This is a genomic window from Catalinimonas alkaloidigena (assembly GCF_900100765.1).
Classification (GTDB): domain Bacteria; phylum Bacteroidota; class Bacteroidia; order Cytophagales; family Flexibacteraceae; genus Mooreia; species Mooreia alkaloidigena.
In genome coordinates this window covers 237,692-264,037 of the sequence record NZ_FNFO01000002.1, presented here as the reverse complement: position 1 = coordinate 264,037, position 26,346 = coordinate 237,692, and the positions used below count along the sequence as shown (strand labels likewise).

Below are 26,346 nucleotides of genomic sequence, written 5' to 3'. Positions count from 1 at the left end.
AGCTTGCAGTTGAAACCCCTGAACACAGGGAAGCTTGGGGTGGCCCCCGCCGCAGCTTCCTGCCTTCTTCTTTCCCTTCAGGAAGTTGAAAACTTCCTTGTGTCCGAGGACTTCAGCTATAAGCTGAAGCCAGGGCAGGAGCAGCTGAAGCCAGGAAAGGGAGCGAAAATGGCGAATCATCCGGATCGCTTTATTAATGTTTGACATCATAGATTTCCAGTTTTCCTTTTTTCTTCAGTTCCCACTCCTTCGTCATCTCAAAGACCACCGGCGTCACCAGCAGAATGTGGATCGAGGAGGTAAACACCCCGCCGATCATCGGCAGCACGATGGGTTGCATCACGTCCGTGCCCACGCCCGTCGCCCAGAGCACCGGTACCAGCCCGAACAGCGCCACCGAGACGGTCATGATCTTCGGGCGGAGGCGCTTGGCTGCCCCGCGGAAGACGTACTCGCGGATGTCGGCCTTCGTGATCGTCATCGACGAATTGCCCTTTTCTGCGACCAGGTCGCGCATCGCTTCGTTGAGGTAGACCACCATCACCATCGCCGTTTCAATGGCCAGCCCGAACAGCGCAATGAAGCCCACCGCCACCGCCACCGAGAGGTTGACGCCCCAGAAGTAGACGATGTAGACGCCGCCGACCAAGGCGAAGGGGATGGTAACGAGGTTGAGTAGCGCTTCTTTGAGCGACCGGAACGTGAAGAAGAGGATGGCCAGAATGATGACGAGCACCAGCGGAATGATCCACGTGAGCGTCCGGTTGGCGCGCACCTGATTTTCCCACTGTCCGCTCCACTCTAGGTAGTAGCCCTGGGGCAGTTGCAGCCCGGCGTTGATCTTGTCAATGGCCTCCTGCACGGTACTGCCCAGGTCGCGGTCGCGGACGTTGAACAGGACCGCCCCCCGCAGTTGCGCGTTTTCCGACTGAATCATGGGCGGCCCTTCGGTGAAGTGCAGCCGCGCCACGGACGACAGCGGAATGGTACCTGCATTGGGTGTCTGGATCGGAATGCGTTCAATGCGGGCGAGGCTGTTGCGGTAGTCTTCCGCCAGGCGCACCGCAATGGAAAAACGCCGCCGCCCTTCGATCGTCGTGCCGATGGGCATCCCGCCGAGTGCCGATTCCACCGTCATGTTCACGTCGTCGACCGTCAGGCCGTACCGTCCCAGCGCCTCCCGGTCGATGTCGACTTCCAGGTACTTCCCGCCGGTGATCGGCTCCACGTACAGGTCCTCCACGCCCGCCACGGACGATAAGGCTTCCCGCACCTGCGTCGAGACGGCATAAATCGAATCCAGGTTTTGGCCGTAGACCTTCACCCCCACGTCGGTCCGGATGCCGGTCGCCAGCATGTTGATCCGGTTGATGATCGGTTGCGTCCAGCCGTTCACCACACCGGGAATCTGCAGTTTCTGGTCGAGTTCCTTCACGATGTCGGCTTTGGTCAGGCCCCGCCGCCACTCCTTCTGCGGCTTCAGCATGATGATGGTTTCGATCATGCTCAGCGGCGCATTGTCCGTCGCCGTGTTGGCCCGCCCCGCCTTGCCCAGCACCGATGCTACCTCGGGCACCGACCGGATGATCTTGTCCTGCACCTGCAAAATCCGCTTGATCTCTCCGTTCGATACATCGGGCAGCGTCACGGGCATGAACAGAATCGAGCCTTCGTTGAGCGGCGGCATGAACTCCGATCCCAAACTAAACAGCATCGGCACGGCGACCGCCAACGCCACGAGGTTGATCCCGATCGTGGTTTTTCGCCACTCCAAACACCAGCGCAGCACCGGACCGTACAGCCAGTCCAGCCCCCGGTTGACGGGATTGCGGCGCTCGGGCCGGAACCGCCCCCGCAGGAAGTACGAGATCAGCACGGGCGTCAGCGTGACGGCCACCACCGCATCGACGATCAGGATGAAGGTTTTGGTCCAGGCCAGCGGACTGAACAGCTTTCCTTCCTGCCCCGTCAGCAGAAACACGGGCAGAAAGGAGGCAATGACGATGACTGTGCTCCAGAACACGCTCGGCCCCACCTGTTTGGAGGCCCGTTCGATCAGCATCAGTCGGTCAGCTTTGGAAAGGCGCATGAGTGAGGAATGATAGAATTACTGAATGATTGAATCACAGAATAATGATTGAAGGGCTGATGCCTTACCGGCGGCTGTTTTTGCGGGCGGTTGCCATGATGGCGAGGATTTCGGTGGCTTCCTTTTTCAGGTCCGCGATACGTGCTTCCGTAGTGATGTCGGACTCTGCCAGCAGTTCGAGCCAAAACAGCGTTTCGTCCGCTTCTTCGATCACGATGCTGGCTTTCGCGTGAAACTCCGCGCCGGAGCGCGCCCGACACGCCGCCCGATAATTCGCGGCTACCGAAGTCGCTGATTTCAACAGTTGTCTTTTTATGACGTCTGCCTCCATCGTTTTGGGCAACTGCTGAGTAAAACGGATCACGTTGAGGGCCAAAGCCTTCGTCCGCTGCTTCACTTGCTCGATAAATTCCAATCTGCCCTCGCTCATCATTTTCATGTTTTTGATTCAGTAATTCTATAATTCTTTTATTCAAGGGATTTTCTACCACTTCTCCCCCCGATCGCCTTGGGCGTCGGCGAGGTGGCGGTAGGCGTTTTCGACCATGACGATGGCGTCGTCGACGATCACACCGATGGAGAGCGCGATGCCGGTGAGCGACATGATGTTGGACGAGATACCGAAGGCGTTGAGGAGGATGAAGCCGATGGCGACGGAAAGCGGCAACTGGATGATGATGACGAGGGCACTGCGCCAGTCGAGGAGGAAGAGGAAGACCACCACGGAGGCGACGATCATCTCTTCGATCAGGGTGTTGCGCACCGAGTGGATCGATTCGCGGATCAGGCCGCTGCGGTCGTAGACGATCTGGAACTTCATGCCTTCGGGCAGGCCCTGCGCGACTTCGTCCATTTTGGTTTTGACGCGCTCGATCACCTCGGCGGCGTTTTCGCCGTAACGCATCACCACGATGCCCCCGACGGTTTCTCCTTCCCCGTTCAGGTCGAAAATGCCCAGCCGACTTTCGCCGGTGGTCTGGACTTGAGCGAGGTCGCGGACGCGGATCGGGACGTTCTGGCGGGTAGCAACAGCAATGTTTTCGATCTCCTCGACCGACTGCAAATAGCCCGTCGTTTTGATGATGTAGCCGATGTCGCTGCGCTCGAACTTGCGGCCGCCGCCCTCGTTGTTGTTGGCCCGCACGGCCTGAATGACCTGCGGAACAGAGAGGTCGTAGTACGTGAGTTTATTGGGATCAAGCGTCAGTTGGTATTGCTTCTGAAACCCGCCGAACGAGGCTACTTCGCTGACGCCGGGTACGTTTTGCAAGGCAAATTTCACGTACCAGTCCTGCACCGCCCGCTGCTCGCCGAGATCCATGCCGGGGGCGTCGAGGGTGTACCAGAGCACGTGCCCGACGCCCGTGCCGTCGGGGCCCAGCGTGGGGGTAGCGCCTTCCGGCAACAGGTCGGTCGCCGAGGCCAGCCGTTCCAGCACCCGCTCTCGCGCCCAGTAGACGTCGGTTTCGTCTTGGAAAATGACGTAGATGAAGCTCATCCCAAACATGGACGTGCCCCGCACGTAGCGCACCTCAGGCAACCCCTGCAAGTTCGTGACGAGCGGATAGGTAATCTGGTCTTCAATGAGTTGTGGGCTGCGTCCCATCCACTCGGTGAAGACGATCACTTGGTTTTCGGAAAGGTCGGGAATGGCGTCGACCTGGTTGGTCTGCACCGAATAGACGCCCCAGCCAAACAGCGCCGTGGCGATCAGCAGCACCAGTACGCGGTTGCGCAGCGAAAGACGAATCAGTTTTTCGATCATGGAGTTGTCCGGAAGACCGGAGATCTGGAGACGGGAGACCGGACGCGGCGCGCGGCCTCACGGAATGAGTGGAATAAGAAGAATGAAAAGAAAGGGACGGAGTAGCGCTAGGGATACGGTACGGCGATGCCTCGTCCATCAGGACAGACGGACAGACGACGCGCATGACGAAAGGCGCCCCGCAGATTATGCTACAACAAAAAAGATTGACCGAGCACGGGCAGATCGCGGCTCAGCAACGGAGGAGAATAGTAGAGCGTATGGGCCACCGGATCGGACGCCGGGGCCAGCAACGGAAAGAACACGGCGGCAAATGCCTCGACGAAGTGGAGGTCAAGGTCGGCAACCGGGTGAAAGGCTTTTGTGTCGACCGCATGATCGACGCCATCGACGACCAGCGTCTGGGTCTTGCAGCAGTCGTGGTCCTGCGATTTTTGAGGTTCCTGACTCTGATGACACGGGGGCATCTCGTTTGCCTTCTGCTCCATCGGGCAGGGCGCAGCGTCGCCGAACAGGGCCAGGTTCCGCAATTCGCCCGCGCACCAGTGCGTACCCACCACCAGCCCGGTCGAAGCGACCAGCACCAGCAGGGCTAAAAAGAGCACGATGAGTTGACGAAAGGGGTTCACGCTCACAAAGATAGGGCGTTACTCCAATAGCGGAGTTACAGAATTGACAGGATTTCTTACAAAATCGTTCCAAGTCTGGGATGGAGGCGGGGAGCCAAAACCAAGAATTATCCTTTTCTAGCCTTTCTGTAAAAAAATAGGCTCAGCCCTCCTAAGGCGGCTACTATACTAAAATCGACGATTAACATCAGTGCCAGTTGCCCTTTCACGTAAGAATCAAAGCCTGCTGTCAACCAGCGAAATATTCCTTTAAAGCCTATATAAGCAAAATGCAGCGCAGGCATTCCTAAAAGTACACTCAAAGTGTAATACAGCGGTTTTCGCACAAGATATCCGTTTTAGCGCGCAATATCAGTCGAGTTCACTTTCTCCATATTCCTTTCTTGCTTTGAACACAACAATGCAAGCTTTCTACACGATGAAGCTCGAACGGACGAAAATCCCACTCTCAGAAAAAATGTCACTTCATCGTCTCGTCAATAAGGCTACAAAGCTCCCTTCAACATTTCTTCAAAAGTTTTTCTCATTTTAAAGCGCAATGAAAGTGCTTATTGTTGAAGACAACCGGGAGCTGGCGACCAACATCCAGGAGTTTCTGAGCGGCGAGCAATACCGCTGTGAGGTGTGCTTCAGCTACCACGACGCGCAGACCAAACTGGTGGCCTTTCCGTACGACTGCGTGGTGCTGGACCTGACGCTTCCCGACGGCGACGGGTTGCAATTGCTGCGGCTGATGCAGCGGGAGAAAATCAAAAGCGGCGTGCTGATCATTTCGGCCCGCAATGCGCTGGACGACCGCATCACAGGGCTGGACCTGGGCGCCGACGACTACCTGACCAAGCCCTTCCACCTGCCCGAACTACACGCCCGCCTGAAGGCCATCTACCGGCGCAAACAATTGGACGGCGACACGCTCGTGCAGTTCAAGGAGCTGAGCATCAACACCCAAACGTCCGAGGCGCGGGTGCACGATACACCGCTGGCCCTCACGCGTAAGGAGCTGGAACTACTGCTGTTTTTCCTGATCAACAAAAACCGGGTGCTGACCCGCCAAACCATCGCCGAGCACCTTTGGGGCGACTACACGGAAAACCTCGACAACTTCAATTTTGTCTACCAGCACGTGAAAAACCTGCGGCGGAAAATCAGCGAAGCCGAGGGACAAGACTACATCGAGACGGTCTACGGCTACGGTTACAAGTTCAACACCTACCTATGAAACTCATCGATAAGTTCACGCTCTGGTATTTCGTCGTGACGGCCCTGGTGCTGGTTGCGGGCAACGTCCTGGTGCTATACATTGTGCAACACCGCCTGCTGATGGAAGAGGAACGGAAACTGACGGACGCCATCCGGTTCATGGCGACGCAACTGGAGGCGGGCGAACCGACACCGCGCGTGTACGGCTACCAGACGTCGCTGGACACGTGGCCACTCGAACGTCCGGAAATGCCCTTGCGCGTTGTCGATACGATGGTCTGGTTCGAGCCCCATCAGCATACGGAACGGGAACTGCGGGCAACGGCCTCCTACAAAGTAGGGCAGCACCATTATTACCTGGAGGCCAACACGTTTATCGGAGAGCCGGACGACATCGAAGCGGGGGTTTTACAATCGCTGGGCTGGATTTCGCTCCTTTTGATCGGGCTTGTGGGGGTTTCCAGTCGCCTTATTTCGCAACGTGTGCTAGCGCCGTTCTACCAGGCGCTACAGGCCGTGCAGGCATTCGACCTCAAACGCCACTCGCACGTGGTGCTGCCCACCACCAACACCAAAGAGTTTCGCGAACTCAACTCGCTATTAGCCAGCATGATGCAACGCACCAGTCAGGAATATCGGTCGCTGAAAGAATTCACCGAAAATGCGTCGCACGAATTGCAAACGCCCCTGGCCGTGATTCGGGGCAAGCTGGAACTGCTGCTCAACTCCGACGGCATTCGCCACGAGCAGGCCCAGTTGGTGATGGCCGCCCACGCCGCCGTCGGCAAACTGGCCCGGGTCCATCAGGCACTGACGCTGCTCAACCGGGTCGAAAACCAGGAATTTGTCATCGAACAACCGATCGACTTCAGCACGCAGGTGCGCGCTACGCTGAACGGGTTCGAAGAGCTACTCGACATCAAGCAGCTGCGCTTGCAGCAGACCATCGAAGCGCCCGTCTGGGTCGGGCTCCATCCCCTACTGGCCGAAGTGCTGCTCAGTAACCTGATCGGCAACGCCATCCGCCATAACGGGCCACGGGGGCAGGTACACGTCACGCTGCGGCCCACGCACCTGGAAATCCGCAACACAGGGCCCGCGCCGGAAATACCGGTCGAGCAACTGTTCGGGCGTTTCCGCAAAGGCAGTGGCGACCCGGATTCCATCGGGCTGGGCCTGGCCATTGTGCACCAGATCTGCACCGCCAACCACCTGACGCTCCGCTACGACTATGCCGAGGGCTGGCATACGCTAACGGTTATGTTTCCGGCTTAGCGTGGCCCGGCCCTACGCAACCGGTTTGTCGGAGTATACAAGTTCCTGAAAACCTTTTCGTTACCAGAAAGGTCTAGGTGAGTAGAAAACCGCCGGCTCCGTCCTTTCTTAAAGTCCGGCCCGGTGCCGCACCATTTTTTTAGTACAAATCAATGTAACAATTTACATTTGTCCACTTATCAGCTTTATTCAACCTCATATGAGAAGATTTCTTTCGGGCCTGATGTCCGTCCTCATAGCCTTGCCCGCCGTGGCGAGTCCACCGGAAAACCTGCCGGATAATTTTTTCCACACCAAGCTCGACAACGGCCTGGAAGTGCTGACCATCGAAGACCCGAGCGTGCCGCTGGCCACGATCGAACTGGCCGTACGCAACGGGGCCTACACCGAGCCGCCGGAATACGACGGCCTGTCGCATCTGTACGAGCACATGTTTTTCAAAGCCAACCAGGACATTCCGTCGCAGGAAAAGTTCATGGAGCGGGTCAACGAACTGGGCATCGTGTTCAACGGCACGACCAACGAAGAGCGGGTCAACTACTTCATCACGCTGTCGAACCAGAAACTGGCCGAAGGGTTGCAGTTTATGAACTCGGCCATCCGGCACCCGCTGTTTCTGGAAGAAGAGATGAAAAAGGAAAACCCGGTGGTCGACGGCGAGTTTCAGCGTGCCGAGAGCAGCCCGGTGTTTTACCTGATGCAGGATGCCAATAAGCTGTTGTGGGGCGACAACTACAGCCGGAAGAACGTAATCGGCGACCACGACATCATCCTGAATGCCACGCCCGAGAAGATGAAGTTCATCCAGCAGAAGTTCTACTACCCGAACAATACGCTGCTGGTCGTGGCCGGTGACGTGAACCACGAAGACGTCGAAAAGATGGCGCAGGAGATTTACGGCGACTGGCAGCCGAGCGACTTCGACATCTTCACAAAATATCCGGTTCCGGAAATCAAGCCGCTGAAAGCATCGAAATCGTTCGTGACGGTCAACCCCAATACGCAGGTACCGATCGTGATGATCCAGTTTCAGGGACCGGACACGCGCAACGACCTGGAGGCCACTTATGCGGCCGATGTGTTTTCGTTCATTCTCAGCCAGCAGTCGAGCAAACTGAACAAGGCGCTGGTCGAGTCCGGGCTGGCCTTGCAGGTAGGCGTGGGTTACCTGACGCAGAAGTACGTCGGGCCGATCCAGATTTTTATGGTGCCGAACCCGACCAAAGTCGACGAAGCTATGGCCGCGCTGGAAGCCGAAATCGCCCAGTGGGACGAGGACGGTTACTTTACCGACGAGCAACTGGAAACCGCCAAGAACATGCTGGCGATCGACGACCTCTACAGCCGCGAATCGACCACCGACTTTGTCCATACGCTGACGTTCTGGTGGGCCAGCGCTTCGATGCAGTACTACCTCAACTACATCGAAAACCTGAAGCAGGTGAAGCGCGCCGACATCAAGCGCTACGTGCGCAAGTACATTCAGGGGCAGCCCAACGTGACCGGCATTCTGGTATCGCCCATGATGCAACAGGGCATGGTCGATACCCAAAATTTCAAACCGCTTAACGCCAAGGCAGAATAACTTATGAACTATCGTGCAAGCATTGCCTTCCTCCTCGTTTGGGTCGTCGCGGCCGCCGGATTTTCCTTCTCCGCCTGGGCCCAGGCCGAAGTGCAGTCGGAACACCGGCTCACCACGCAGGCCTTCGAGGTCGACGGCCTGAAAGTGATTTATAAACCTTCGGTGAAAGAGTCGGTTAGCGTGCGGCTGTTTGTAGAAGGCGGCACCAGCAACTACCCCGCCAGCGCGCAGGGCATCGAAGCCATTGCGTTCGAACTGGCCATGTCGGGCGGCACCGATTCGCTCGACAAAGACGCCTTTTCGGCCATCGCCGAAAACCTGGGCACTTCGTTTTCGAGCGAAGCCACCACCAGCTACAGCCACATGAGCATGCTGTGCCTGAAGATGAACTGGGACACGTCGTGGAAGCTGTTTACCGACGCCGTGTTGCATCCGGCGATGCCCGCCGGCCAGTTTTCCATCCTCAAAGAGCAGATGATCGCCGCGGCCCGGCAGGAAGCCTCCGACCCCGATGCGCGCCTGCGCGACCTGGCCCGGGAAAATGCCTGGGACGATACCAGCAGCGTAACGAAAGATCCGGACGGCACGCCGGAAACGCTGACCGCCCTCACCCTCGAACAGGTCACGGGCTATTACAGTCTGATTCTGGGCAAAGCCCGCTGTTTTCTGGTGGTGGTCGGCAACGTGGACGAAGCCGACCTGAGAGCTAAAATCGCCGCCAGCCTGGCGCAACTGCCCGAAGGCGAAGCGGCCGAGCGGTACGTCAACGACACCAAAGTCAAAGAGGGTGCGCACCTGGAAGCCCGCAACCTGGAGACAAACTACATTCTGGGCTTGATGAACGCGCCCGAGTGGGCCTCCGACGACTACGTCGCCAACCAGCTGGCGATGTCGTTGCTGAACGACCGTTTTTTCCGGGAACTACGCACCAAGCGTAGCCTTTCGTACGCGCCCGCCGCCTTTGCAGGAGGGTCGGTACTGAGCCCCACCAACGGCGTCTACATCTCGACGACTGATCCGGCGCAAAGCCTGAAAGTGATGATTCAGGAAATCAACGCGGTGAAGACGAACGGTTTTTCGGAAGAGGAGCTGGAAGGGAAAAAGCAGATGTTCCTGACGCGCCACTACATGGGGCAGGAAACCAACGCCGACATTGCCATGGCCCTGGGCACCAACGAAGTCGCCGGCAACTGGCGGCGGGCCGAAACGTTTTCCGATCAGGTCAACACCACCACGCTGTCGCACGTCAACGACGTGTTCCGGCGCTTTACCGATACGGTGAGCTGGGTCTACCTCGGCAAGGAAGGCGCCGTCGACTCGTCCGACTTCCTGCAACCGCAGCGCATGATTGCGCCCGGTTCCGCCTCGCCGTCTACCGAGCTGAAGAAAGCCCCGCAGGGCAAGCAAAAGCGCAAAAACAAAAAGAAATAACGTCCGGTCGTACGCGCCCGGTCGCCGCACAGAAGGTGGTTTGTCGGTACCCAAGGTAGCGTCGAACCACCTTCTCCTTTTAGGCTTGGGGAGATTCGTCGGGCACTTCCACTTCGTTACGCTCCACCTTTACGGCGTTGGCACTCGGCTGAATCCCCGACCCGTACCGACGGGCGTACACGTACGTAAATTCCGCCCCCAGAAACAGGATCTGCGAACTGTAATAGACCCACGTCAGCAGCACGACCAGAAATCCCGCCGCCCCGAACGTCTCTCCCACGTTGCTTTTGCTGAGGTACAACCCGATGCCCAGCCGCCCCAATGCAAACAACAGCGACGTGACCAACGACCCGACCATGACGTCGCTCCAGCGCACTTTGGCGTCGGGCAGAAACTTGTAAATGCATGCGAAGATCAGCGAGGTCAGCACCAGCGTAATGGCGAAATTGACCGTGACGACGAGAGGCCCGGAAAAGGCCGGAATCAGCTGTTCGAGGTAGTCGCTCAGCGAAGCGGCCAGCGCTTCGACCACCAGCGCCACCAGCAACACGAACCCGATGGCGACCACCATGGCGAACGACACCAGCCGGTCGAGCGCAAAACGCAGGATGCCGCTTTTGGCTTCCGCTTTCATCTGCCAGACGATGTTGAGCGATTTTTTGAGTTGGGTAAACACCCCCGTCGCCCCAAACACCAGCGTAATGATCCCGATGACGGTGGCCACAATGCCCGACTGGCTCTGGTATGCGTTCCGGACCAGCGACTGAATCTGGGCGGCGTTTTCCGGCCCCAGCAAGCCGTCCAACTGGTGATAAATTTCGCCCCGCACCGCATCAGGCCCGAAGATGAAGCCGACCAGAGCAATGATGATGATCAGGATCGGCGCCAGCGAAAACACCGTATAATACGAGAGCGCCGCGCCCAGCGTAAAACAGTCGTCGTCGCTGTAAGCCTGAAACATTTCCTTCAGAAAACTCCAGGACTCTTTCAAAGAAAAACGCATGGTGAATTACAGAACAGTCCACCCCTGCCTACGTCAAATCAGGAGGAGAGTTGAGCGAAACGTAGCGAAAATGCACTGGGCTGCATCCAGGCCGTTTTTCGGGGAGATTTTTTGTAACTCGACAGCCTTTGCCGCGCGTACAAGAAAAGTAACACACGTAACGACATTTCTTTCCCGAACAACACCTTTCAACTAACGCAGAAAAGACCAATGAAACTGAATTTAAACCAATGGCTCGACAACTTTCAATCGAAAGTTTCACCGGAGTACCAGTTCATTGCCGATCCGACCCGTAAAGCCCCGCCCGAAGCGGTTTTCTATCCCAACAAAAAGCCGCTTTTCTCGCACATGCTGGTCTTTACCTTCGCCATCGGCCTGAGTCTGGTGTTTGTTGCCTTGCTAACCGTCTCTACCCTGATTTCGCAGCTCGACTATTTCGACAGTGTCGTGAACATCACGGGCGGCTCCGTCGGGGTCTACCTCGTGCTGCTGGCCATCACCATCGCTCTGGCCGTGGTGGCACGCCTCCGGTACCGCAGCAAAAAGAAGTTTCTGGAAGAGGCGGCGCGGCTGCAGAACCGTTACCGCGACGGAGTTTACTTTCTGAAAGAGGGGCTGGTGTTCCGCAACCGTGAGCGCATCGACATGTTTCCCTACGACCAGATCGAGCGCATCCGCCGTGTGGTGCAAAAGCACGAACTGGGGCGCGACACCTATCGTTTTCAGGTGATTTACCGCAACGCGGACGGCACGTCGTCTACGTTCTACGCCCGCGAAAACTACTTTGGGCTGGACCACGCCGACGTGTGGAACAACCTGCGCCACCGGGGCATCGAGGTGGACGAGGTGCGCGATTGAGGCAGAATATCCCCCGAATCGGCTGATTTTCATGACTTTTTAAAATTTGTCCTGTTTGCCTCCGTTATCCCCATAAACTTTTCGGTCTGGCTACATCGGTACACTTCTGGTTCTGTCTTCATTCCCACCACCGTTTTTGTCTGAAGAACAAGGGCTTACGTCCGGCAATCCTGAGCTACTTTTTGCCTGGACGGCAAACGTGCCGATGCAGTAGTGCAGACCCCAACTTTTCACCCGTTAATGCTTTTCAGCAGCCCCGCGAAGATGGAAATATTGAAAGAGTTGCACAACGAATGGTTGCACCCTTACTACGATGCCCAGTACGATCAGCAGCACCACGTCGTGGTGCAACGCTGGTTTGCGCCCGTAGCGCCCGCCGAGATCGAGATTAGCTTTCTGGAAGGAGTGGATCTGGGTCAGTTAAGTCCCCGCCACATTGCCGACCTGCGTCATTGCGAAGAGGTATGGCAGGTGGGCCGCGAATGGATTATGACGTGTTTGGTGCCGATGGCGGCCGAAGCGGGCTTGTGCTACTTGGCCTTTGTGCGGAACCCATCGGTGACGACCGCCTCCACGCACCCTACGTTTATGCTCACGCCCGAAGGTGTGCAGCTCGGCTTTTTCTACCAGATGCAGCAGGCGGAAGCGTGGCTCCTTCATGCAGAAGCCTGAGGCTCAGTACATTCGGTATTTGAACGTCAGAAATACGCCCGCGCTCTGAAGCCGGATGTTGCCGAAGCCTACGTCGCCCAGCGCTAGTTTGACGAACGGCTCCAATTGAAACGCGAGGTTGTCGCCAAGCTGACGCTGGTAACCCACCGATACGTTGCCCACCGCGAAGTAGTGCTGATTGGCGTTGTATTCGCGGTGCCGATAGGGTTGCCGGGACGAGTAGTTGTAGATATAGTCGTACTGCTCGTAAAGCATGAAATAGCTGGACACTCCCGCGCTGGCAAAAAGCGCGTTTTTCCGGCCCTGCAGCGCATAATACCGCAGGTTGAGCGGCACATCCAGAACCCGGCAAACGGCTGCGATCCGGTCTGGTATGCCATAGTGCGACCAATAGCCCGGCCAGGGCTGGTACTCGGCCCCTTTGGCCGTATAATGCTTGCTGGCATACACCGCTCCGGCCGTCAGGCTCAGCTGAGGCGTCAGGAACATCTCCAGGCTGAGGCCCACATCACCTCCCAATCCCGATTGTACACCTTGCGGCGTTCGGCTGATGTCGGGTGCTACGAAAAGCTGCAACGCCAACCGGGTAGGCACCTCCAGCGGCATGGGATTGGGTTTCGTCGTTTTTTCTTCGGGTAAAAAATGTTCTTCCGGCAGTTCGGGCGAGGCCGTAACCGAATCAGCATAAGCGGGAGGCTGCGTTGCGCCAATCACCCGCACCGCTTCGGTGCTCGCGCTATCGCCTGTGGTTCCATCGGCAGCGACACGGGAGGCTGCACCCTGCGGCGTTTCCAGACCGGTAGTACTTGCTGCGGTGCGGCGGGTAGCCGGTGCGCCTTCTCGTTCCTCCAACAATCGGGCATCACGGAAGGCGCTAACGTCCGTGGAAGAATCGCCTGAAACGGGAATTGCCCCCGGGGTTTCCGAAGGCGTAGCCTGGCTGAAAAGTGGTCCGTTGCTGACCAGCGTGGTCTCTGTTGCGGTTTGGGTGCCATATCTTGGTGCCTTCACGCCCCCATCAAGACTTAGGGACTTATCATCCTGAAGGGACGCCAGAGTGTCGGACCGCGGAGGCGAGGCAGCGCGTGGCTGTGCCGATGGCGACGTCAGGGGCGCGTCGGCCCGTGTTGTGGGTGGAGATGCAGCCCCATTGGCCTTGCTCTGGGTAGCATACGCTTCCGGGCTCACTTGTCCTGGCGCTTGTTGCTCCAAATCCGTTCGTGCGGGGGTCACTACTGCAGCATCGGCCGTTGCGTGACGCAGCGGTGTGGTGCTCCGCTGCGGTGCCTCGTAGGTAGAAGCGGCGGTTGCAGAGGAATCAGTCGTTGCGAAAGGGGGAGAAAGCCCAGGCGAAACCGGCTTCGCCTGGGCGGTGGATAGGGCTTTGTCAGCCACGGTAGGGTCTGGCAGTTGGGCCTTCTCCGTTTCTTCGTCAGGGGCAGGATTCGACAGGAGCCGATCGGGAGTGTTGTCTGGTGCCTCTGTCTGATCGGCGGGGTTCGGCGATGCTTCGGTCAGCTCAGTAGGATTACTTGCGGCGTCGCCCGTTTCCGTATCTGCCCCGGCCGTCACTTCGGTTCCGACGGTAGTTCGGCCAGGCGCAGTCGGGTCCGTACGCAACGCCCACCACAGCCCGATTCCCCCCAACAGCAACAGCAACCCCGCACCGGTCCAGTACCATCCCCGGCGGCGGGGACGGTCCAGGCGTCGCTCCATCGCTTTCCAGGCAGCAGCATCCGGTTCAAACGGATGATGCTCAAGCGCCTTCCTGAAAAACTGGTCGATCGGATGCTTCGACTCAGGTGGACCTGATTCTTTCATGGTTGTAATGCTTCTCCAACATATGCTGCAATTTGACGCGGGCCTTCGCCAGGTTCGATTTTGACGTCCCGACCGAGATGTGCAGCATCGCCGCTATTTCTTCGTGATTAAAGCCATCGATGGCGTACAAGTTGAACACCGTCCGGTAGGCGGGTGTGAGTTTCTGGACCATGTCGACCAACTCTTCGTACTGCAATTGCGCCAGCTGATCGCCGTCGAGCGAGACGGCCGCGGCCTGCTGCAACTCTTCTTCGTGGGGCTGCCGAGCCTGCTTCCGGTAGTAGTCCAGGGCGGTATTGATCATGATACGACGCAGCCATCCGGCAAACGACCGGCTGGTATCGTACCGCTTGTCGATTTTCGTGAAGATCTTCATAAAGCCGTCGTTCAGAATCTCCAGCGCATCTTCCCGGTTCGGTGCATAGCGCATACAGATGCTCATCGCATAGCTGTAAAAGTGTTGGTACAGCATGCGCTGGCTATTCCGATCCTGGTCGATACAACCCTGAATCAGCGGCAGTACGTTTTCTTCCCGCGGAGATGACACGTAGCAATGGTTTCAGCGTCCACACGTCGCAAATTTCCGGAGGGTTGCCTGCCCGTAAGAAGATTTCCGAAATAATTCTCGATCTTTAAACGTACTGCAGTCGGGGCCCGTCCGGGGTCGTTTGCCTGCTTTCAATATCGCTAACTTTTTTTGGAATCCTGCCCTCCCCCACCATGAAAGTCCGTCTGCTCTTTTTGGCTGTTTTGGCCAGTGTCGTAGCCCTTGTAGCCTCCCAGTTGCCTTCCCGTCGCCCGGCGCCCACGGACGACACCACACCCCCGACCGACGCCCTGCAAAGCATGCGCGAGGCAGCGCTGGCGCTGTTAGAGAGTGTCGACGAGGCGCAACGACAAACGATGTGCCGCACCATGGAAGACGAAGAGCGGCAGAACTGGTACTACGTGCCGCACGACCGCGAGGGTTTGATGTTAAAAAACATGACGCTCGACCAGCGTCGGCGAGCCTTTGCGCTGATGCGCAGTGCTCTCAGCTCGCAGGGGTACCTGAAAGCCACCAGCATTATGCACCTGGAAACGGTGCTGGCCGAAATGGAACAGAACCCCGTGCGACGCGATCCGGAGAAGTATTACTTCACGCTTTTTGGCGATCCGGCACAGCCGGACGAACCCTGGGGCTGGCGCGTGGAGGGGCATCACCTGTCGCTCAACTTCAGTTCGGCCAACGGCGCGCTGGCCATCACTCCGGCGTTCTACGGCTCCAATCCGGGCGAAGTGCGCAGCGGCCCCTACGCCGGCTTCCGCATTCTGGCCGACGAAGAGGATCTAGGCCTGCAACTACTCGGCATGCTGAACGCTGACCAGCGCCGGCGGGCCGTTATCGCGGCGGAGTCGCCGTACGAAATCGTTTCGGGAAACCAGCGCCGCGCCGAACTGGAAAAATTCGAGGGCATCCGGGCTACCGACCTGACCGAAGCACAGCGGCTGGTTCTCTGGATGATTGTGGAAGAAGCGGCACACAACCTGCAACACGACTTTGCGCACACCGAGCTGGAAAAGATTAAGGCGGCCGGCCTCGATAGCCTCTACTTCGCCTGGGCCGGAGGCGACCGGTCGGGCACCGGGACGTATTACCGGATTCACGGTCCGACGGTCCTGTTTGAGTTCGACAACACCCAGAACGACGCCAACCACATCCACACCGTCTGGCGCGATTTGCAAAACGACTTTGGCGAAGACCTGCTTCGCCGTCACTACGAAACGCATCCTCACTCCCATGTCCAAGTCCAACACTAAGTTGATTCAGAAAACGCCTCGCCGTGCCATCGGCGCACTGGCCGCCGGAAGTTTTGCCCTCGGGGCGCTGGCGGGTGGCGCGATCGCCTTTGGCGCGCTAGCCATCGGAGCCGTGGCGATTGGCCGCCTGGCGCTTGGCCAGGGCACCGTTCACCGCCTGAAAATCGGCACCCTGGAGGTCGACACGCTGCGGGTGCGCCACCTGGAGCGCCCCGCTTCCCCCGAAGAATCGTAGTTTAGGGCCATGCATTTTAGCACCGAAGTCCGCTGGTTTTTTGCCGGTGCCGTGCCCGCCGACGTTTACCGCTGGTTCGCGCACGGGTCGCCCTCGGCCCCGGCAACCCGCACCGATGGTTACCTGATGATGCCCAGCGCCGCCGTCGGCATCAAACGCCGGACGGCAGGAAAAAACGCGCTGTTCGAGGTAAAAGCCCAACGTGGCGGCGACGAACCGGTGCAACTCGCGTCCGGCGTCACGGGCGTGCTGAACCACTGGGTAAAGTGGAGCCAGCAAGACGCACCCACGCAACAGTGGCTCGACCACCTGCCCACGACGGACCTGCCCTGGCTCAACGTGACCAAAACCCGGCAACTACGGCAGTTTTCTGTTACCCACAAACGGGTAACGGAAGTCGATCCGGAAGCTTCACAGGACGAAGGTGTGCAGTTGGAACTCACCGCACTGGCTGTCGGACACGAAACGGCCTGGACCCTCGGATTTGAAGCGTTCGGGACACCGCTGCTCCTGCCATCACGGCTGTTTCACGTGGCCGGTCACCTCTTCGGAGCCTCCCCTTTTCCGCAACACCTCGCCACACCCCTGTCTTGTGCCTACCCTACCTGGCTGGCCTCCTTCGACAGCAAACGCCCTGACCATCTGGCTGTTTCGATCTGAATGCCTTAATTTGACGCCTCAAACCTCTCACTCTCTTATGCGTACGCTTACTCTCTCTTCTTTTTTTATAACGGGTTGTCTGCTCTGGTCCTGCGGAGAACAACCGTCCTCGACCGACGAGGCAGCCATGGCTGAAGACTCGACCACCGTCGCTACACCCGACGCCCCCGTGCGCCTCGTCGAAGTCTGGAAACTAACCGAAGGCCTGAAGCGCCCCGAGTCGGTGGTGTATGACGAGACGACCGACATGCTTTACGTTTCCAGCATCAACGGCGACTCGTCCGTAGCCAACGGAGTAGGCTACCTGTCGAAGGTCTCGCCCGACGGCGAACTGGTAAACCAGATGTGGATTACCGGCCTGAAAGGCCCCAAAGGGCTGGCCCTGCGCGACGGCAAGTTGTACGTGGCCGACGTCGACGAACTGGTGGTGGTAGACGTTGCCGGTAACAAAGTCGAGCAACGGTATCCCGCCGCGGGCGGCATTTTTCTGAACGACGTTACCCTCGACGACGACGGCAACGTCTACGTTTCGGATTCGCGGGCCGGTCACGTCTATCGCCTGCACGAAGGCACATTCGATTCCTGGGTCGACATCCCCGAGCCGAACGGCGTGCATGTGGTCGATGGCGCGCTGTTGATTGCCGCCGCCGACAGCACCAAGGCCAATCCGGGCAGCGAACGCTACCTGCAGGTCATTTCACTCGACGATGCTTCCATCAAACCCCTGCGCGACCTGGAACCGGTCGGCGGACTGGATGCCCTCGAGCCCGACGGCCCAGACGGCTATTTTCTGACCGATTGGGGGGCCGGCAAAGTGATGTACTACACCCAAGACCGGGGGCCGATCGAACTGATGACGCTCACCCAAGGCACCGCCGACCTGGAGCTCGCCCCCGACCGCGATATGGTTTACCTGCCCGTGATGGTGGCGGGGCAACTCATCGCCTACCGCGTAGAGCGCAACTGAGGCTACTGTTTCCTATCGTTTTACCGTTGATCACACTCTGAATGAATCGTCGTGATTTTCTCCACCTGAGCTCGCTCGGGGGATCGTTCCTGGCCTTGGCGCCACTGTTGCCCCTGGGGGCGTGCTCTTGCTCTTCCTCACCCACGTCAGCAACCACCGCTTCCGAGGCGTTTGCTCTGGAAGAGATGACGCTGCTGCAGCTTCAGGAAGCCATGCGCGAAGGGCGCTATACGGCCCGGGCGCTGACGCAACTTTACCTGGACCGCATCGAAGAACTCAACCCGAAGCTGAACGCCGTGCTGGAGGTAAACCCGGAGGCGCTGCAAATTGCCGAGGCACTGGACCAGGAGCGGAAAGACAAAGGGGAACGCGGCCCGCTGCACGGCATCCCGGTTCTGCTGAAAGACAACATCGACACCGGCGATCAGATGAAAACCACTGCCGGATCGCTGGCGCTGGCCAACCACGTGGCGCAAAAAGACGCGTTTCTGGTGCAACGCCTGCGCGAGGCAGGCGCCATCATTCTGGGAAAGACCAACCTCAGCGAGTGGGCCAATTTCCGGTCCGATAACTCGTCGAGCGGCTGGAGCGGCCGGGGCGGGCAAACGCACAACCCCTACATTCTGGACCGGAATCCGTGTGGGTCCAGCTCCGGCTCGGGCGTGGCGGTGTCGGCCAACCTCTGTGCGGCGGCCATCGGCACGGAAACCGACGGCTCCATTGTTTGCCCGTCGACGACCAACGGCGTGGTGGGCCTGAAACCCACCCTGGGACTGGTTTCCCGTTCCGGCATTATTCCGATTGCACACAGCCAGGATACGGCCGGCCCCATGACCCGCACCGTCGCCGACGCGGCCTTGATGCTGAGCGCAATGACCGGCGTGGATGCCGCCGACGAGGCGACCGCCGCCAGCAACGGCAAAAGCCAGACCGACTACACCAAGTTTTTGGACGCCAAGGGGCTGAATGGTGCGCGCATCGGCGTGGCGCGGCAGTTCTTCGGGTTCGATGCCGAAGTGGACGAGCTGATGGAAGATGCGCTGGAAGTATTGCGCCAACAGGGTGCCGTTCTGGTCGATCCCGTTTCGCTGGAAACCCGGGGGCAGTGGGGCCGTACGGAATACGACGTGCTGCTGTACGAATTCAAGCATGACCTGAACGCCTACCTGAAAACGGTCGGGCCAGACGTACCGGTTAAAACCTTGGAAGACCTGATTGCCTACAACAAGGAACATGCCTCGGAAGAGTTGCCCTGGTTCGGGCAGGAGACCTTTCTGGAAGCCCAGAAAAAAGGAGAACTTTCGGACACCACCTACCAGAACGCCCTGGCCCGGAACCTGCGCCTGACGCGGGACGAGGGCATCGACGCTACCTTGCAGAAGCACCAGCTCGACGCCATTGTCGCGCCCACCGGCGGACCGGCCTGGGTAACCGATCTGGTAAACGGCGACCACTTTGGGGGAGGGAGTTCGTCGGCGGCAGCCGTGTCGGGCTACCCGAACCTTACCGTACCGGCTGGTTTCATCCACGGGCTGCCGGTGGGCATCTCCTTCTTCAGCACGGCCTGGAGCGAACCCACGCTTATTCGCCTGGCATACGCCTACGAACAAGCCAGCAAACACCGCCGCCCGCCTCAGTTCTTTCCCACACTTGAACAATCCATCAAATAAAAATAATTCAAATTATAATTTTAACATTTCTATTTTATTATTTTTGTAGCCATTCCCCCTCCCTTTTATCCAAACGCTAAGGAAAATTTTTATTCGCTCATGAGCCTCAAAGAAAATCTAAAGCAAATCCCCCCGGTTCTGATCGCGTTTAGGGCATTGAAAATTCTGTACAAAAAACGCAACTTCGATCAGATTGTCATTCACCGTAGGGACTACACCAAGTTGCCGGCGTCGGTCGTCATTCCGCTGTTCAGTCGCCACTTGCGTAACCAACTCGGCCCTTCGGATGATCTGACTATTGTGCTGGTACACAATTATCCCAAGCCGCCCATCATGGAACAGAGCCTGCACTACGTGGGCATTCACGATTTCGTGGTCCTGACGCCTCCCAAAGCACCGCAAGGGTGGCACCACGGGCAGAAAATCCAGGTAATTCACGAGTATCTGCAAAGCGGCAAGTGCAAAACGCCTTACGTTTTGTATTGCGACAGCGACGACGCCATTCTGCAAAAAGACCCGCGGCTGGCCATTGATCTTCTGAAAAAAGAGAACTGCGACCTGCTGTTTTCCGAAACCGCTTACCCGGCCGGCTACGAGTGCATGCCCGACGTGCAGGAATGGGCCGACCAGAATGCCGCCGAAAGTGGCTCGCAACCGCTCTACATCAATTCGGGGGTCTACATCGGGAAGACTGAGTTTATGAAAGAGGTCTTTGCCGACGCCGTGCAGTACGTCACCGACGACGCCCTGCCCATTACCGAGCACCGCCGCCTGCAGGCAGAAAATCGTTTGCAGGAAGTGCTGACCGAATACCCGAAACGGTGCGCCAGCTGTCAGGAAATTTTCCGTTACCTGCACCCCAAGTACTACCCTCGGATGAAGATCGACTACAAAGAGCAACTGGCGCTTCGGTAAAGCGGCGCGGGTAGAGCATTCAGCGCTTCAAGAGGCTTCCGTTCTTCCACCGTCTACTGACGCCGGCTATCAAGTCTTGTATCATTCTGACGCAGGTTTCGTTTCAGCAGAGACGAAACCTTTTTTTATGCTCATCATCAAGCCAACCCACAGTTTCAATCCGGAGCGATGGGATCAGTTCCGGCAGTATGCCCACAGTTGCGCGCAGAACGCAGTCCATTTCTCACCTTCGCTGTTGCCTACCTGGGAGCGACGCCTGCACATCCGCCAGACGTTGCGCGAAGACCACCAGTTCCGCATTCATAACCGGCCGGAAGGCGCGCAGGCTAAGTTCGACAAACTCGCTACGTCGCCGTTCATCTTCTTCCGGGGCACGGCGCTGCTCTACTACCGCGACTACGCCGGCATGGACGCCCACCTGCCCTACGTGTTCACCATCGGCGATGTGCATCCTGAAAATTTCGGCGTGATGCCGAACGAAAACGGAGCACCGATTTTCGGCGTCAACGATTTCGACGAGGCGTTTGTCGCGCCTTTCTCATGGGATGTGAAACGCGGGGCCACCGGCTTTTTCCTGGCGGCGCGGGGCAACGGATTTTCCAAGAAGAAAGCCCGCAAAATTGTCCGTGCGTTCGTAAACGGGTACCTGGCGGGGCTTCAGTCGTTTGCGCAGGACGACCGGGAAAAGTGGCATCAGTACCGGATCGACAACAGCCCGCCGATGATCCGCAAGCTGCTGAAAAAGTCGATTTCCGACCGCACCAAGTTCCTGAGCAAATGGGTGGACCTCGACAAAGGCGAATTTCTGCCCTCGGAAGAGATCGTGCCCTGGTCGAAGCACGTCCAGAAGTTTCAGCGCATCATCAACAAATACAAGAAGGAAAACAACATTGGCAACGGCGCGCGGGGCGGACATTTTCAGGTGAAAGACGTGGCGCTGAAAAAAGACAGCGGCACCGCCAGCCTGGGCCTGGACCGGTACCTGGTGCTGATCGACGGTGAAACGGAAGACAACGGCGACGACATTATGCTGGAGCTGAAACAGGCGCGTCGGTCGGCGTTGTACGGGCTGGTGCCGCCCCATGCCGAAGACAAAGATGAGCAGGCCTCGCGCATTGTCAGTGCACATACCGTCCAACTGGCCGGCGGGGATGCTTACTACGGGTGTGTCGAGTTTGACAAGCAGAGCTACGTCGTGCAGGAACGCAGCCCCTTCAAAGACGAGATCGACATCGAAAAGCTCGATCACGACGACTTCAGAGAGTACGCCGACATCTGCGGCAAAACGCTGTCCATCTCGCACGCCCGCTCCGACGAAGACACCGGCATGATGGAGGGCAACGCCGAAGCGAAAATCCTCTCGTCGCTTACGCCGCAGGTGTTTTGTGCCGACACTGTGGAGTTTGCCGAAGCCGCGGCCAAGCGCGTCACGCAGGATTACAAGTTGTTTCTGGAAGACCACGCCCGTGGCGCGTATCAGATCATTCACGAAGGCGCATGAGCAGACCCCGCCCCTTACAAAACAAGGCGTTGATTGCCTGAACCCGGCGCTAGGCAGCCGCTTCCCGCAATTGCTTGCGATACGCCACCGGGCTGTGACCCTTCTGTTTTTTGAAGAACTTGTTGAGGTGGCTTTCGTCCGTAAAGCCAAAATCGAGCGCGATTTCGTGGATGCGCAGGTCGCTGTGGCGGAGGCGGTGCTCGATCATCCGCGTGCGGTAGTGGGCAATGTACTGCTGTAGCGTCTCCTGCGTATGCTTCTTGAAGTACCGCCCCAGGTACGTTTCGGAAAGGCCGAATCGTTCGCTAATCACCTTTGCGCGCAGTTGGTCCGGCGCGTAGATGTGCTGCTGGATGTATTGCAGGATGGCGAGAATCTTCTCGTCCGACGCGTCGTCCACCGTTTCGGGCAGGTACTTGGCGATGTTACGCGCCACGACCACAATCAGCGTATTGATCAGCTGCTGTTCCAGCTCCTGGTTGTACAGATCGCGCTGGATCGACTCCCGGTAAATGGCTTCTACCATCGGCTGCACCAGGCTTTTGTCCGACCGGTGCCGCAGAATGCAACCCGGCTGATGGCTGGCGTTCTGCAAGATAAACTCCAGCCGTTCGATCTGATCGGCCTGAAACGCCCCGGACTTGAGGTAGATGTCGTTAAAACGCAGGAAGAAAAAGGTGGTGGGCGTCTCGATCTCGAAGGCGTGGCAGTCCTGCGGGGTCAACAGAAACAGGTGCCCCGGCTGGTAGTCGAACTGGTGCTGGTTGATGCACTGCCGCCCCGTGCCCGACAGGATGTAGACCAACTCAAAAAAGCTGTGCTTGTGGCCGAGGTCCGGGCTCGCCTCCCAGGTTTCGAAAGAGACGGCATAAGCCTCGTGCAGATTCTGGCGCTTCATGGTGTAAATGTACCGAAACAACGCAAAAATATACCTGAAATTCTTGCCTTATCCGGTATACTTTTGCCTTATCATAAAACCCAAACGCATGAAAGCCCTTATTTTGCAACAACCCGGCGGCACCGAACAGCTCCGCCTCACGGATATTCCCCAACCCACGCTCCAGCCCCAAGAAGTACTGGTGCAGGTAAAAGCGCTGAGCCTCAACCCGGTCGACATCAAGACGCGCACCGGCACCGGCGTATACGGACGGCTCAAAACCCTCGATCCGCTTATCATCGGCTGGGACATCGCCGGCGTGATTACCGAAGTCGGCGCAGACGTCACCGACTTGCAGGTAGGCGATGAGGTATTCGGGATGGTGAACTTCCCCGGCCACGGCCAGGCCTATGCCGAGTACGTCGCCGCACCCGCCGCTCATCTGGCCCGCAAACCCCAGAACCTTTCGTACGAAGAAGCCGCCGCCGCTACGCTGGCTGCCCTGACGGCCTGGCAGGCACTGGTCGACAACGCACACGTGCAGACGGGACAGAAAGTCCTGATCCACGCGGCGTCGGGCGGTGTTGGTCACTTTGCCGTACAAATTGCTAAGCACCTGGGCGCACACGTCATCGGCACGTCGTCGGCCAAAAACCGGGAGTTTGTGCTGAGCCTCGGCACCGACGAGCACATCGACTACCGCAGCCAGCAGTTTGACGAACTCGTTTCGGACGTCGATTTCGTGCTAGACCCGCTCGGCGGAGACAACACGGTGCGCTCGCTGAAGGTGCTTAAACCCGGCGGCACGGTCATCAGCATTGTCGGCGGAGCCAACGAAGCCGTGGCCGCACAAGCCAAAGCGGAAGGCAAACAGGCCTACAACATTCTGGTTAAATCGGACGGAGCCGAGATGCAACAACTGGCCGATCTGTTGGAAAAAAGCGTGCTCAAGGCCCACGTTTCCCAAACATTCGGGTTTGATCGGATGGCCGATGCACACGCGCAGATCGAATCGGGCCGGACAGTCGGAAAAGTGGTCGTCACCCTTTAACGCACCCCGCAAACGCTACGGTGTGCAGACGTACCACTTTTACCGGGACATTACCCAAGTAAAAGTGGTACGTCTCTTTTTTGCCGGAAGACGGTAGTCACTACACGATCCGATGTAGCAAGAAGGCGGTCTCTTGCGGGGCTTCTCTTTTGGTATACGGGTGGAGATAATGCAGCAGATGGGCTACCTTCACAGGAAAATTTGCCACCTTTGCGACTCCTTGGCCGACGTTTTGCGCGCTGGCAGGCCCGACGAACCAAAGAATCTACGGAGCGGAAAGGACACGAGCCCAGAAGGCCATTACCGACAGAGTACTCATGAGCACGACGAACTTACACGCAGGCGAAGCCACGCTGACGCGTCAGAAACTCGATAAGAACCAGATCCTGCGCGATCTGGCCCGTTTGATCGCCGAACATCAGGACGACATCATTCAACAGAACCAACTCGACCTGGAACGGGCCGGTGACCTGGACCCGACCCTGGTCGACCGCCTGAAAGTCAACGAGAAAAAAGTCGCCGGGATGGTGGCGGCCGTGGAGAACGTCATCCGCCTGGACGACCCGCAGGGCCGCGTGCTCAGCCGCTACCCGCACCCGAACGGCATGGTGGTAGAAAACCGCGTGGTGCCTTTCGGCACGATCCTGATCATCTATGAATCGCGCCCGGACGTGACCATCGAGGCGGCCATCAGTGCGTTCAAAGCCGGGAACAAAATTTTGCTGAAAGGCGGAAAAGAGGCGAAACAGTCGAACCTCTACCTCGTGCAACTCTGGCACGAAGCCCTGACGAAAAACGGGGCCGATCCGTCGTACGTGCAGTACCTGGACTTCAACCGGGAGCAAACGCAGCGCCTGATCGCTGATAATACGCACCGGGTGGATCTGATCATTCCCCGCGGCGGCGAAGGACTCATCAACTACATTCGTAACAACACAAGCATTCCGCTGCTGGTGAGCGGCCGGGGCAACAACTTCGTCTACGTGCACGACGACGCCGACTTCGCGATGGCGATCGACCTGATCCTGAACGGAAAACAGCGCCTCAGCGTCTGCAACGCCATCGACAAAGTGCTGCTGAACAAACACCTGCCTCAGCGGGAAGCGAAACTCCGGCAACTGATCCAACGCTTGCAGGACATTGGGATGACGACGATTTACGGAGACGAGTCGCTGCGTGCCGATTTTCCGCAACTGGTTCCCATCGACAGTCCCGACCTCTACGCCGAGGAGTTCCTGGCGCCTAAAATTCTTCTGGGCGAAGTCGCTTCGGTCGAGGAGGCGATTCAGCTCGTCAACGACCATTCGGGCGGACACTCGGCCGTGATCGTGACGGCCGATGCCGACGTTGCGGCCTTGTATCAGGAGGAGGTCGATTGCGCCGCCGTTTATCACAACGCCTCGTCGCGGTTCACCGACGGTGGGGAGTTTGGCTTTGGCGCCGAAATCGCCATCAGCACGCAGAAACTGCACTTTCGCGGCCCCATCGGCCTGGCGCAACTCGTCACCAACAAGTGGTTTATTTCGGGGAATGGACAGACGCGCGCCTGAGATGAAGCCGATCATTGTCTTAAAATTGGGTTCCTCGACGCTGACCGCCGGAACCAACCGTATTTCGCGCGGTAAACTGGAAGACGTCGCCCGGCAGATCGTCGCCCTCCGCGACGACTACCACCTCGTTATTGTCTCGTCCGGGGCCATCGCTACTGCCCGGCAGTTCATCAACATCGCCGGCTGGGAAAACGAAGTCGCCTCCAAGCAGGCCATGTCGGCCATCGGGCAGCCGAAGCTGATGCAGATGTACAGCGAAGTGTTTGGTGATTTCGACATCCGCATCGCGCAGTGTCTGATGACCTACCGCGATTTCGAAAACGAGGAATCGAAGCAGAATACGGTCAACACGATCCACCAACTGATCGCCCACGGCTACGTGCCCATCATCAACGAGAACGACACCGTGGCGGTGGAAGAATTGATCGTGGGGGACAACGACAAACTGTCGGCGCTGGTCGCCAGCCTGATTCAGGCCGACAAGCTGGTGCTGGCGTCGGACATCGACGGGCTCTACGACAAAAATCCTCACCTCTACGACGATGCGCAACACATCGCCCGCGTCTCTAACTTCGAAGAGGTCCTGCCCTTCATCGAAGAGAAAAAGCACGGCCTGGGCACCGGCGGCATGACCTCGAAACTGGCGGCGGCGCGCATCTGCAAGGCCCACCACATCGAGGTCATCATCGTCAACGGGGGGCGTACCAACTTCCTGGTGGATTGCCTGCAGGACGCGATTCCGGCCACGCGGTTCGTCTCAACGTAAAGGAAGTCGCGCGCTTCGCGTGCCCT

Annotated in this window: 25 protein-coding genes; 16 read left to right on the top strand and 9 right to left on the bottom strand. The window is 58.1% G+C overall.

Annotated elements, in window-relative coordinates:
- Positions 1-193: 193 nt before the first annotated feature.
- From BLR44_RS04525 to BLR44_RS28500, 5 genes are all read right to left on the bottom strand, one after another.
- Positions 194-2,089: an efflux RND transporter permease subunit gene (locus BLR44_RS04525; protein WP_089679711.1), complete on the bottom strand. Its 1,896-nt coding sequence runs from the start codon at positions 2,087-2,089 to the stop codon at positions 194-196.
- A gap of 64 nt (positions 2,090-2,153) precedes the next feature.
- On the bottom strand, positions 2,154-2,522 hold the full coding sequence (locus BLR44_RS04520; RefSeq protein WP_245705972.1) for a four helix bundle protein: 369 nt from the start codon (positions 2,520-2,522) through the stop codon (positions 2,154-2,156).
- 51 nt (positions 2,523-2,573) lie between these two features.
- A complete protein-coding gene (locus BLR44_RS04515; RefSeq protein ID WP_089679709.1) occupies positions 2,574-3,854 on the bottom strand; it encodes an efflux RND transporter permease subunit in 1,281 nt (426 codons plus the stop codon).
- Between the two features lie 191 nt (positions 3,855-4,045).
- Positions 4,046-4,483 carry an HYC_CC_PP family protein gene (locus BLR44_RS04510; protein ID WP_143017113.1) on the bottom strand — a complete coding sequence of 146 codons (438 nt, stop codon included), beginning with the start codon at positions 4,481-4,483 and terminating at the stop codon, positions 4,046-4,048.
- Positions 4,484-4,590: 107 nt separating this feature from the next.
- Positions 4,591-4,785 (bottom strand): hypothetical protein, encoded by a 195-nt coding sequence (locus BLR44_RS28500; protein WP_218127010.1) that lies wholly within the window; start codon positions 4,783-4,785, stop codon positions 4,591-4,593.
- Between the two features lie 236 nt (positions 4,786-5,021).
- Between BLR44_RS28500 and BLR44_RS04505 the strand changes: the two genes are divergently transcribed.
- The 4 genes from BLR44_RS04505 to BLR44_RS04490 all read left to right on the top strand — a co-directional run bounded on the left by BLR44_RS04505 (position 5,022) and on the right by BLR44_RS04490 (position 9,974).
- A complete protein-coding gene (locus tag BLR44_RS04505) occupies positions 5,022-5,702 on the top strand; it encodes a response regulator transcription factor (protein WP_089679705.1) in 681 nt (226 codons plus the stop codon).
- Entirely contained in the window at positions 5,699-6,958 is a 1,260-nt protein-coding gene (locus BLR44_RS04500) for a sensor histidine kinase (RefSeq protein ID WP_089679703.1), read from the top strand. Before BLR44_RS04505 ends, BLR44_RS04500 begins: the two co-directional genes overlap by 4 nt.
- 199 nt (positions 6,959-7,157) lie before the next feature.
- Positions 7,158-8,543, top strand: a complete 1,386-nt coding sequence (locus BLR44_RS04495) for a M16 family metallopeptidase (protein WP_089679701.1) — start codon at positions 7,158-7,160, stop codon at positions 8,541-8,543.
- 3 nt (positions 8,544-8,546) lie between these two features.
- Positions 8,547-9,974, top strand: coding sequence for a M16 family metallopeptidase (locus BLR44_RS04490; protein ID WP_089679699.1), 1,428 nt, complete (start codon positions 8,547-8,549; stop codon positions 9,972-9,974).
- A gap of 79 nt (positions 9,975-10,053) precedes the next feature.
- On the opposite strand, the gene BLR44_RS04485 is transcribed toward BLR44_RS04490, so the two are convergent.
- Positions 10,054-10,977, bottom strand: a complete 924-nt coding sequence (locus BLR44_RS04485; protein WP_089679698.1) for a YihY/virulence factor BrkB family protein — start codon at positions 10,975-10,977, stop codon at positions 10,054-10,056.
- A 210-nt stretch (positions 10,978-11,187) separates the two neighbouring features.
- On the opposite strand from BLR44_RS04485, the gene BLR44_RS04480 reads away from it, so the two are divergent.
- Together BLR44_RS04480 and BLR44_RS04475 are read left to right on the top strand one after the other, a co-directional pair.
- Positions 11,188-11,835 carry a hypothetical protein gene (locus BLR44_RS04480; protein ID WP_089679696.1) on the top strand — a complete coding sequence of 216 codons (648 nt, stop codon included), beginning with the start codon at positions 11,188-11,190 and terminating at the stop codon, positions 11,833-11,835.
- Between the two features lie 264 nt (positions 11,836-12,099).
- Positions 12,100-12,507, top strand: a complete 408-nt coding sequence (locus BLR44_RS04475; RefSeq protein WP_143017111.1) for a hypothetical protein — start codon at positions 12,100-12,102, stop codon at positions 12,505-12,507.
- 3 nt (positions 12,508-12,510) lie between these two features.
- Here BLR44_RS04475 and BLR44_RS28495 read toward each other — a convergent pair whose 3' ends face one another.
- The gene (locus tag BLR44_RS28495) at positions 12,511-14,328 is read right to left on the bottom strand and encodes a hypothetical protein (RefSeq protein ID WP_143017110.1); all 1,818 of its coding nucleotides are present in this window, start codon (positions 14,326-14,328) and stop codon (positions 12,511-12,513) included.
- A complete protein-coding gene (locus tag BLR44_RS04465; protein WP_245705971.1) occupies positions 14,306-14,875 on the bottom strand; it encodes an RNA polymerase sigma factor in 570 nt (189 codons plus the stop codon). The genes BLR44_RS28495 and BLR44_RS04465 overlap by 23 nt, the downstream gene beginning before the upstream one ends.
- 173 nt (positions 14,876-15,048) lie before the next feature.
- Between BLR44_RS04465 and BLR44_RS04460 the strand changes: the two genes are divergently transcribed.
- From BLR44_RS04460 to BLR44_RS04430, 7 genes are all read left to right on the top strand, one after another.
- Entirely contained in the window at positions 15,049-16,128 is a 1,080-nt protein-coding gene (locus BLR44_RS04460) for a DUF3500 domain-containing protein (RefSeq protein WP_089679690.1), read from the top strand.
- On the top strand, positions 16,109-16,363 hold the full coding sequence (locus BLR44_RS04455; RefSeq protein ID WP_143017109.1) for a hypothetical protein: 255 nt from the start codon (positions 16,109-16,111) through the stop codon (positions 16,361-16,363). Before BLR44_RS04460 ends, BLR44_RS04455 begins: the two co-directional genes overlap by 20 nt.
- A 9-nt stretch (positions 16,364-16,372) precedes the next feature.
- Complete coding sequence (locus BLR44_RS04450) at positions 16,373-17,023, top strand: hypothetical protein (protein WP_089679686.1); 651 nt, start codon at positions 16,373-16,375, stop codon at positions 17,021-17,023.
- A gap of 37 nt (positions 17,024-17,060) precedes the next feature.
- Complete coding sequence (locus BLR44_RS04445) at positions 17,061-17,990, top strand: SMP-30/gluconolactonase/LRE family protein (protein ID WP_143017108.1); 930 nt, start codon at positions 17,061-17,063, stop codon at positions 17,988-17,990.
- Positions 17,991-18,031: 41 nt separating this feature from the next.
- Positions 18,032-19,660: an amidase gene (locus BLR44_RS04440; RefSeq protein WP_089679682.1), complete on the top strand. Its 1,629-nt coding sequence runs from the start codon at positions 18,032-18,034 to the stop codon at positions 19,658-19,660.
- A gap of 99 nt (positions 19,661-19,759) precedes the next feature.
- Positions 19,760-20,575 carry a hypothetical protein gene (locus tag BLR44_RS04435; protein ID WP_089679680.1) on the top strand — a complete coding sequence of 272 codons (816 nt, stop codon included), beginning with the start codon at positions 19,760-19,762 and terminating at the stop codon, positions 20,573-20,575.
- A 127-nt stretch (positions 20,576-20,702) separates the two neighbouring features.
- On the top strand, positions 20,703-22,076 hold the full coding sequence (locus BLR44_RS04430; RefSeq protein ID WP_089679679.1) for a DUF2252 domain-containing protein: 1,374 nt from the start codon (positions 20,703-20,705) through the stop codon (positions 22,074-22,076).
- Positions 22,077-22,125: 49 nt separating this feature from the next.
- Here BLR44_RS04430 and BLR44_RS04425 read toward each other — a convergent pair whose 3' ends face one another.
- Complete coding sequence (locus tag BLR44_RS04425) at positions 22,126-22,974, bottom strand: helix-turn-helix domain-containing protein (RefSeq protein WP_089680733.1); 849 nt, start codon at positions 22,972-22,974, stop codon at positions 22,126-22,128.
- A gap of 88 nt (positions 22,975-23,062) precedes the next feature.
- On the opposite strand from BLR44_RS04425, the gene BLR44_RS04420 reads away from it, so the two are divergent.
- The 3 genes from BLR44_RS04420 (at position 23,063) to proB (ending at position 26,320) form a co-directional block, all read left to right on the top strand.
- Complete coding sequence (locus tag BLR44_RS04420) at positions 23,063-24,004, top strand: NADP-dependent oxidoreductase (protein ID WP_089679677.1); 942 nt, start codon at positions 23,063-23,065, stop codon at positions 24,002-24,004.
- 317 nt (positions 24,005-24,321) lie between these two features.
- Positions 24,322-25,554 carry a glutamate-5-semialdehyde dehydrogenase gene (locus BLR44_RS04415; protein ID WP_089679675.1) on the top strand — a complete coding sequence of 411 codons (1,233 nt, stop codon included), beginning with the start codon at positions 24,322-24,324 and terminating at the stop codon, positions 25,552-25,554.
- Position 25,555: 1 nt separating this feature from the next.
- Positions 25,556-26,320 carry a glutamate 5-kinase gene (gene proB, locus BLR44_RS04410; RefSeq protein WP_176955894.1) on the top strand — a complete coding sequence of 255 codons (765 nt, stop codon included), beginning with the start codon at positions 25,556-25,558 and terminating at the stop codon, positions 26,318-26,320.
- The last annotated feature ends 26 nt before the right edge of the window (positions 26,321-26,346 follow it).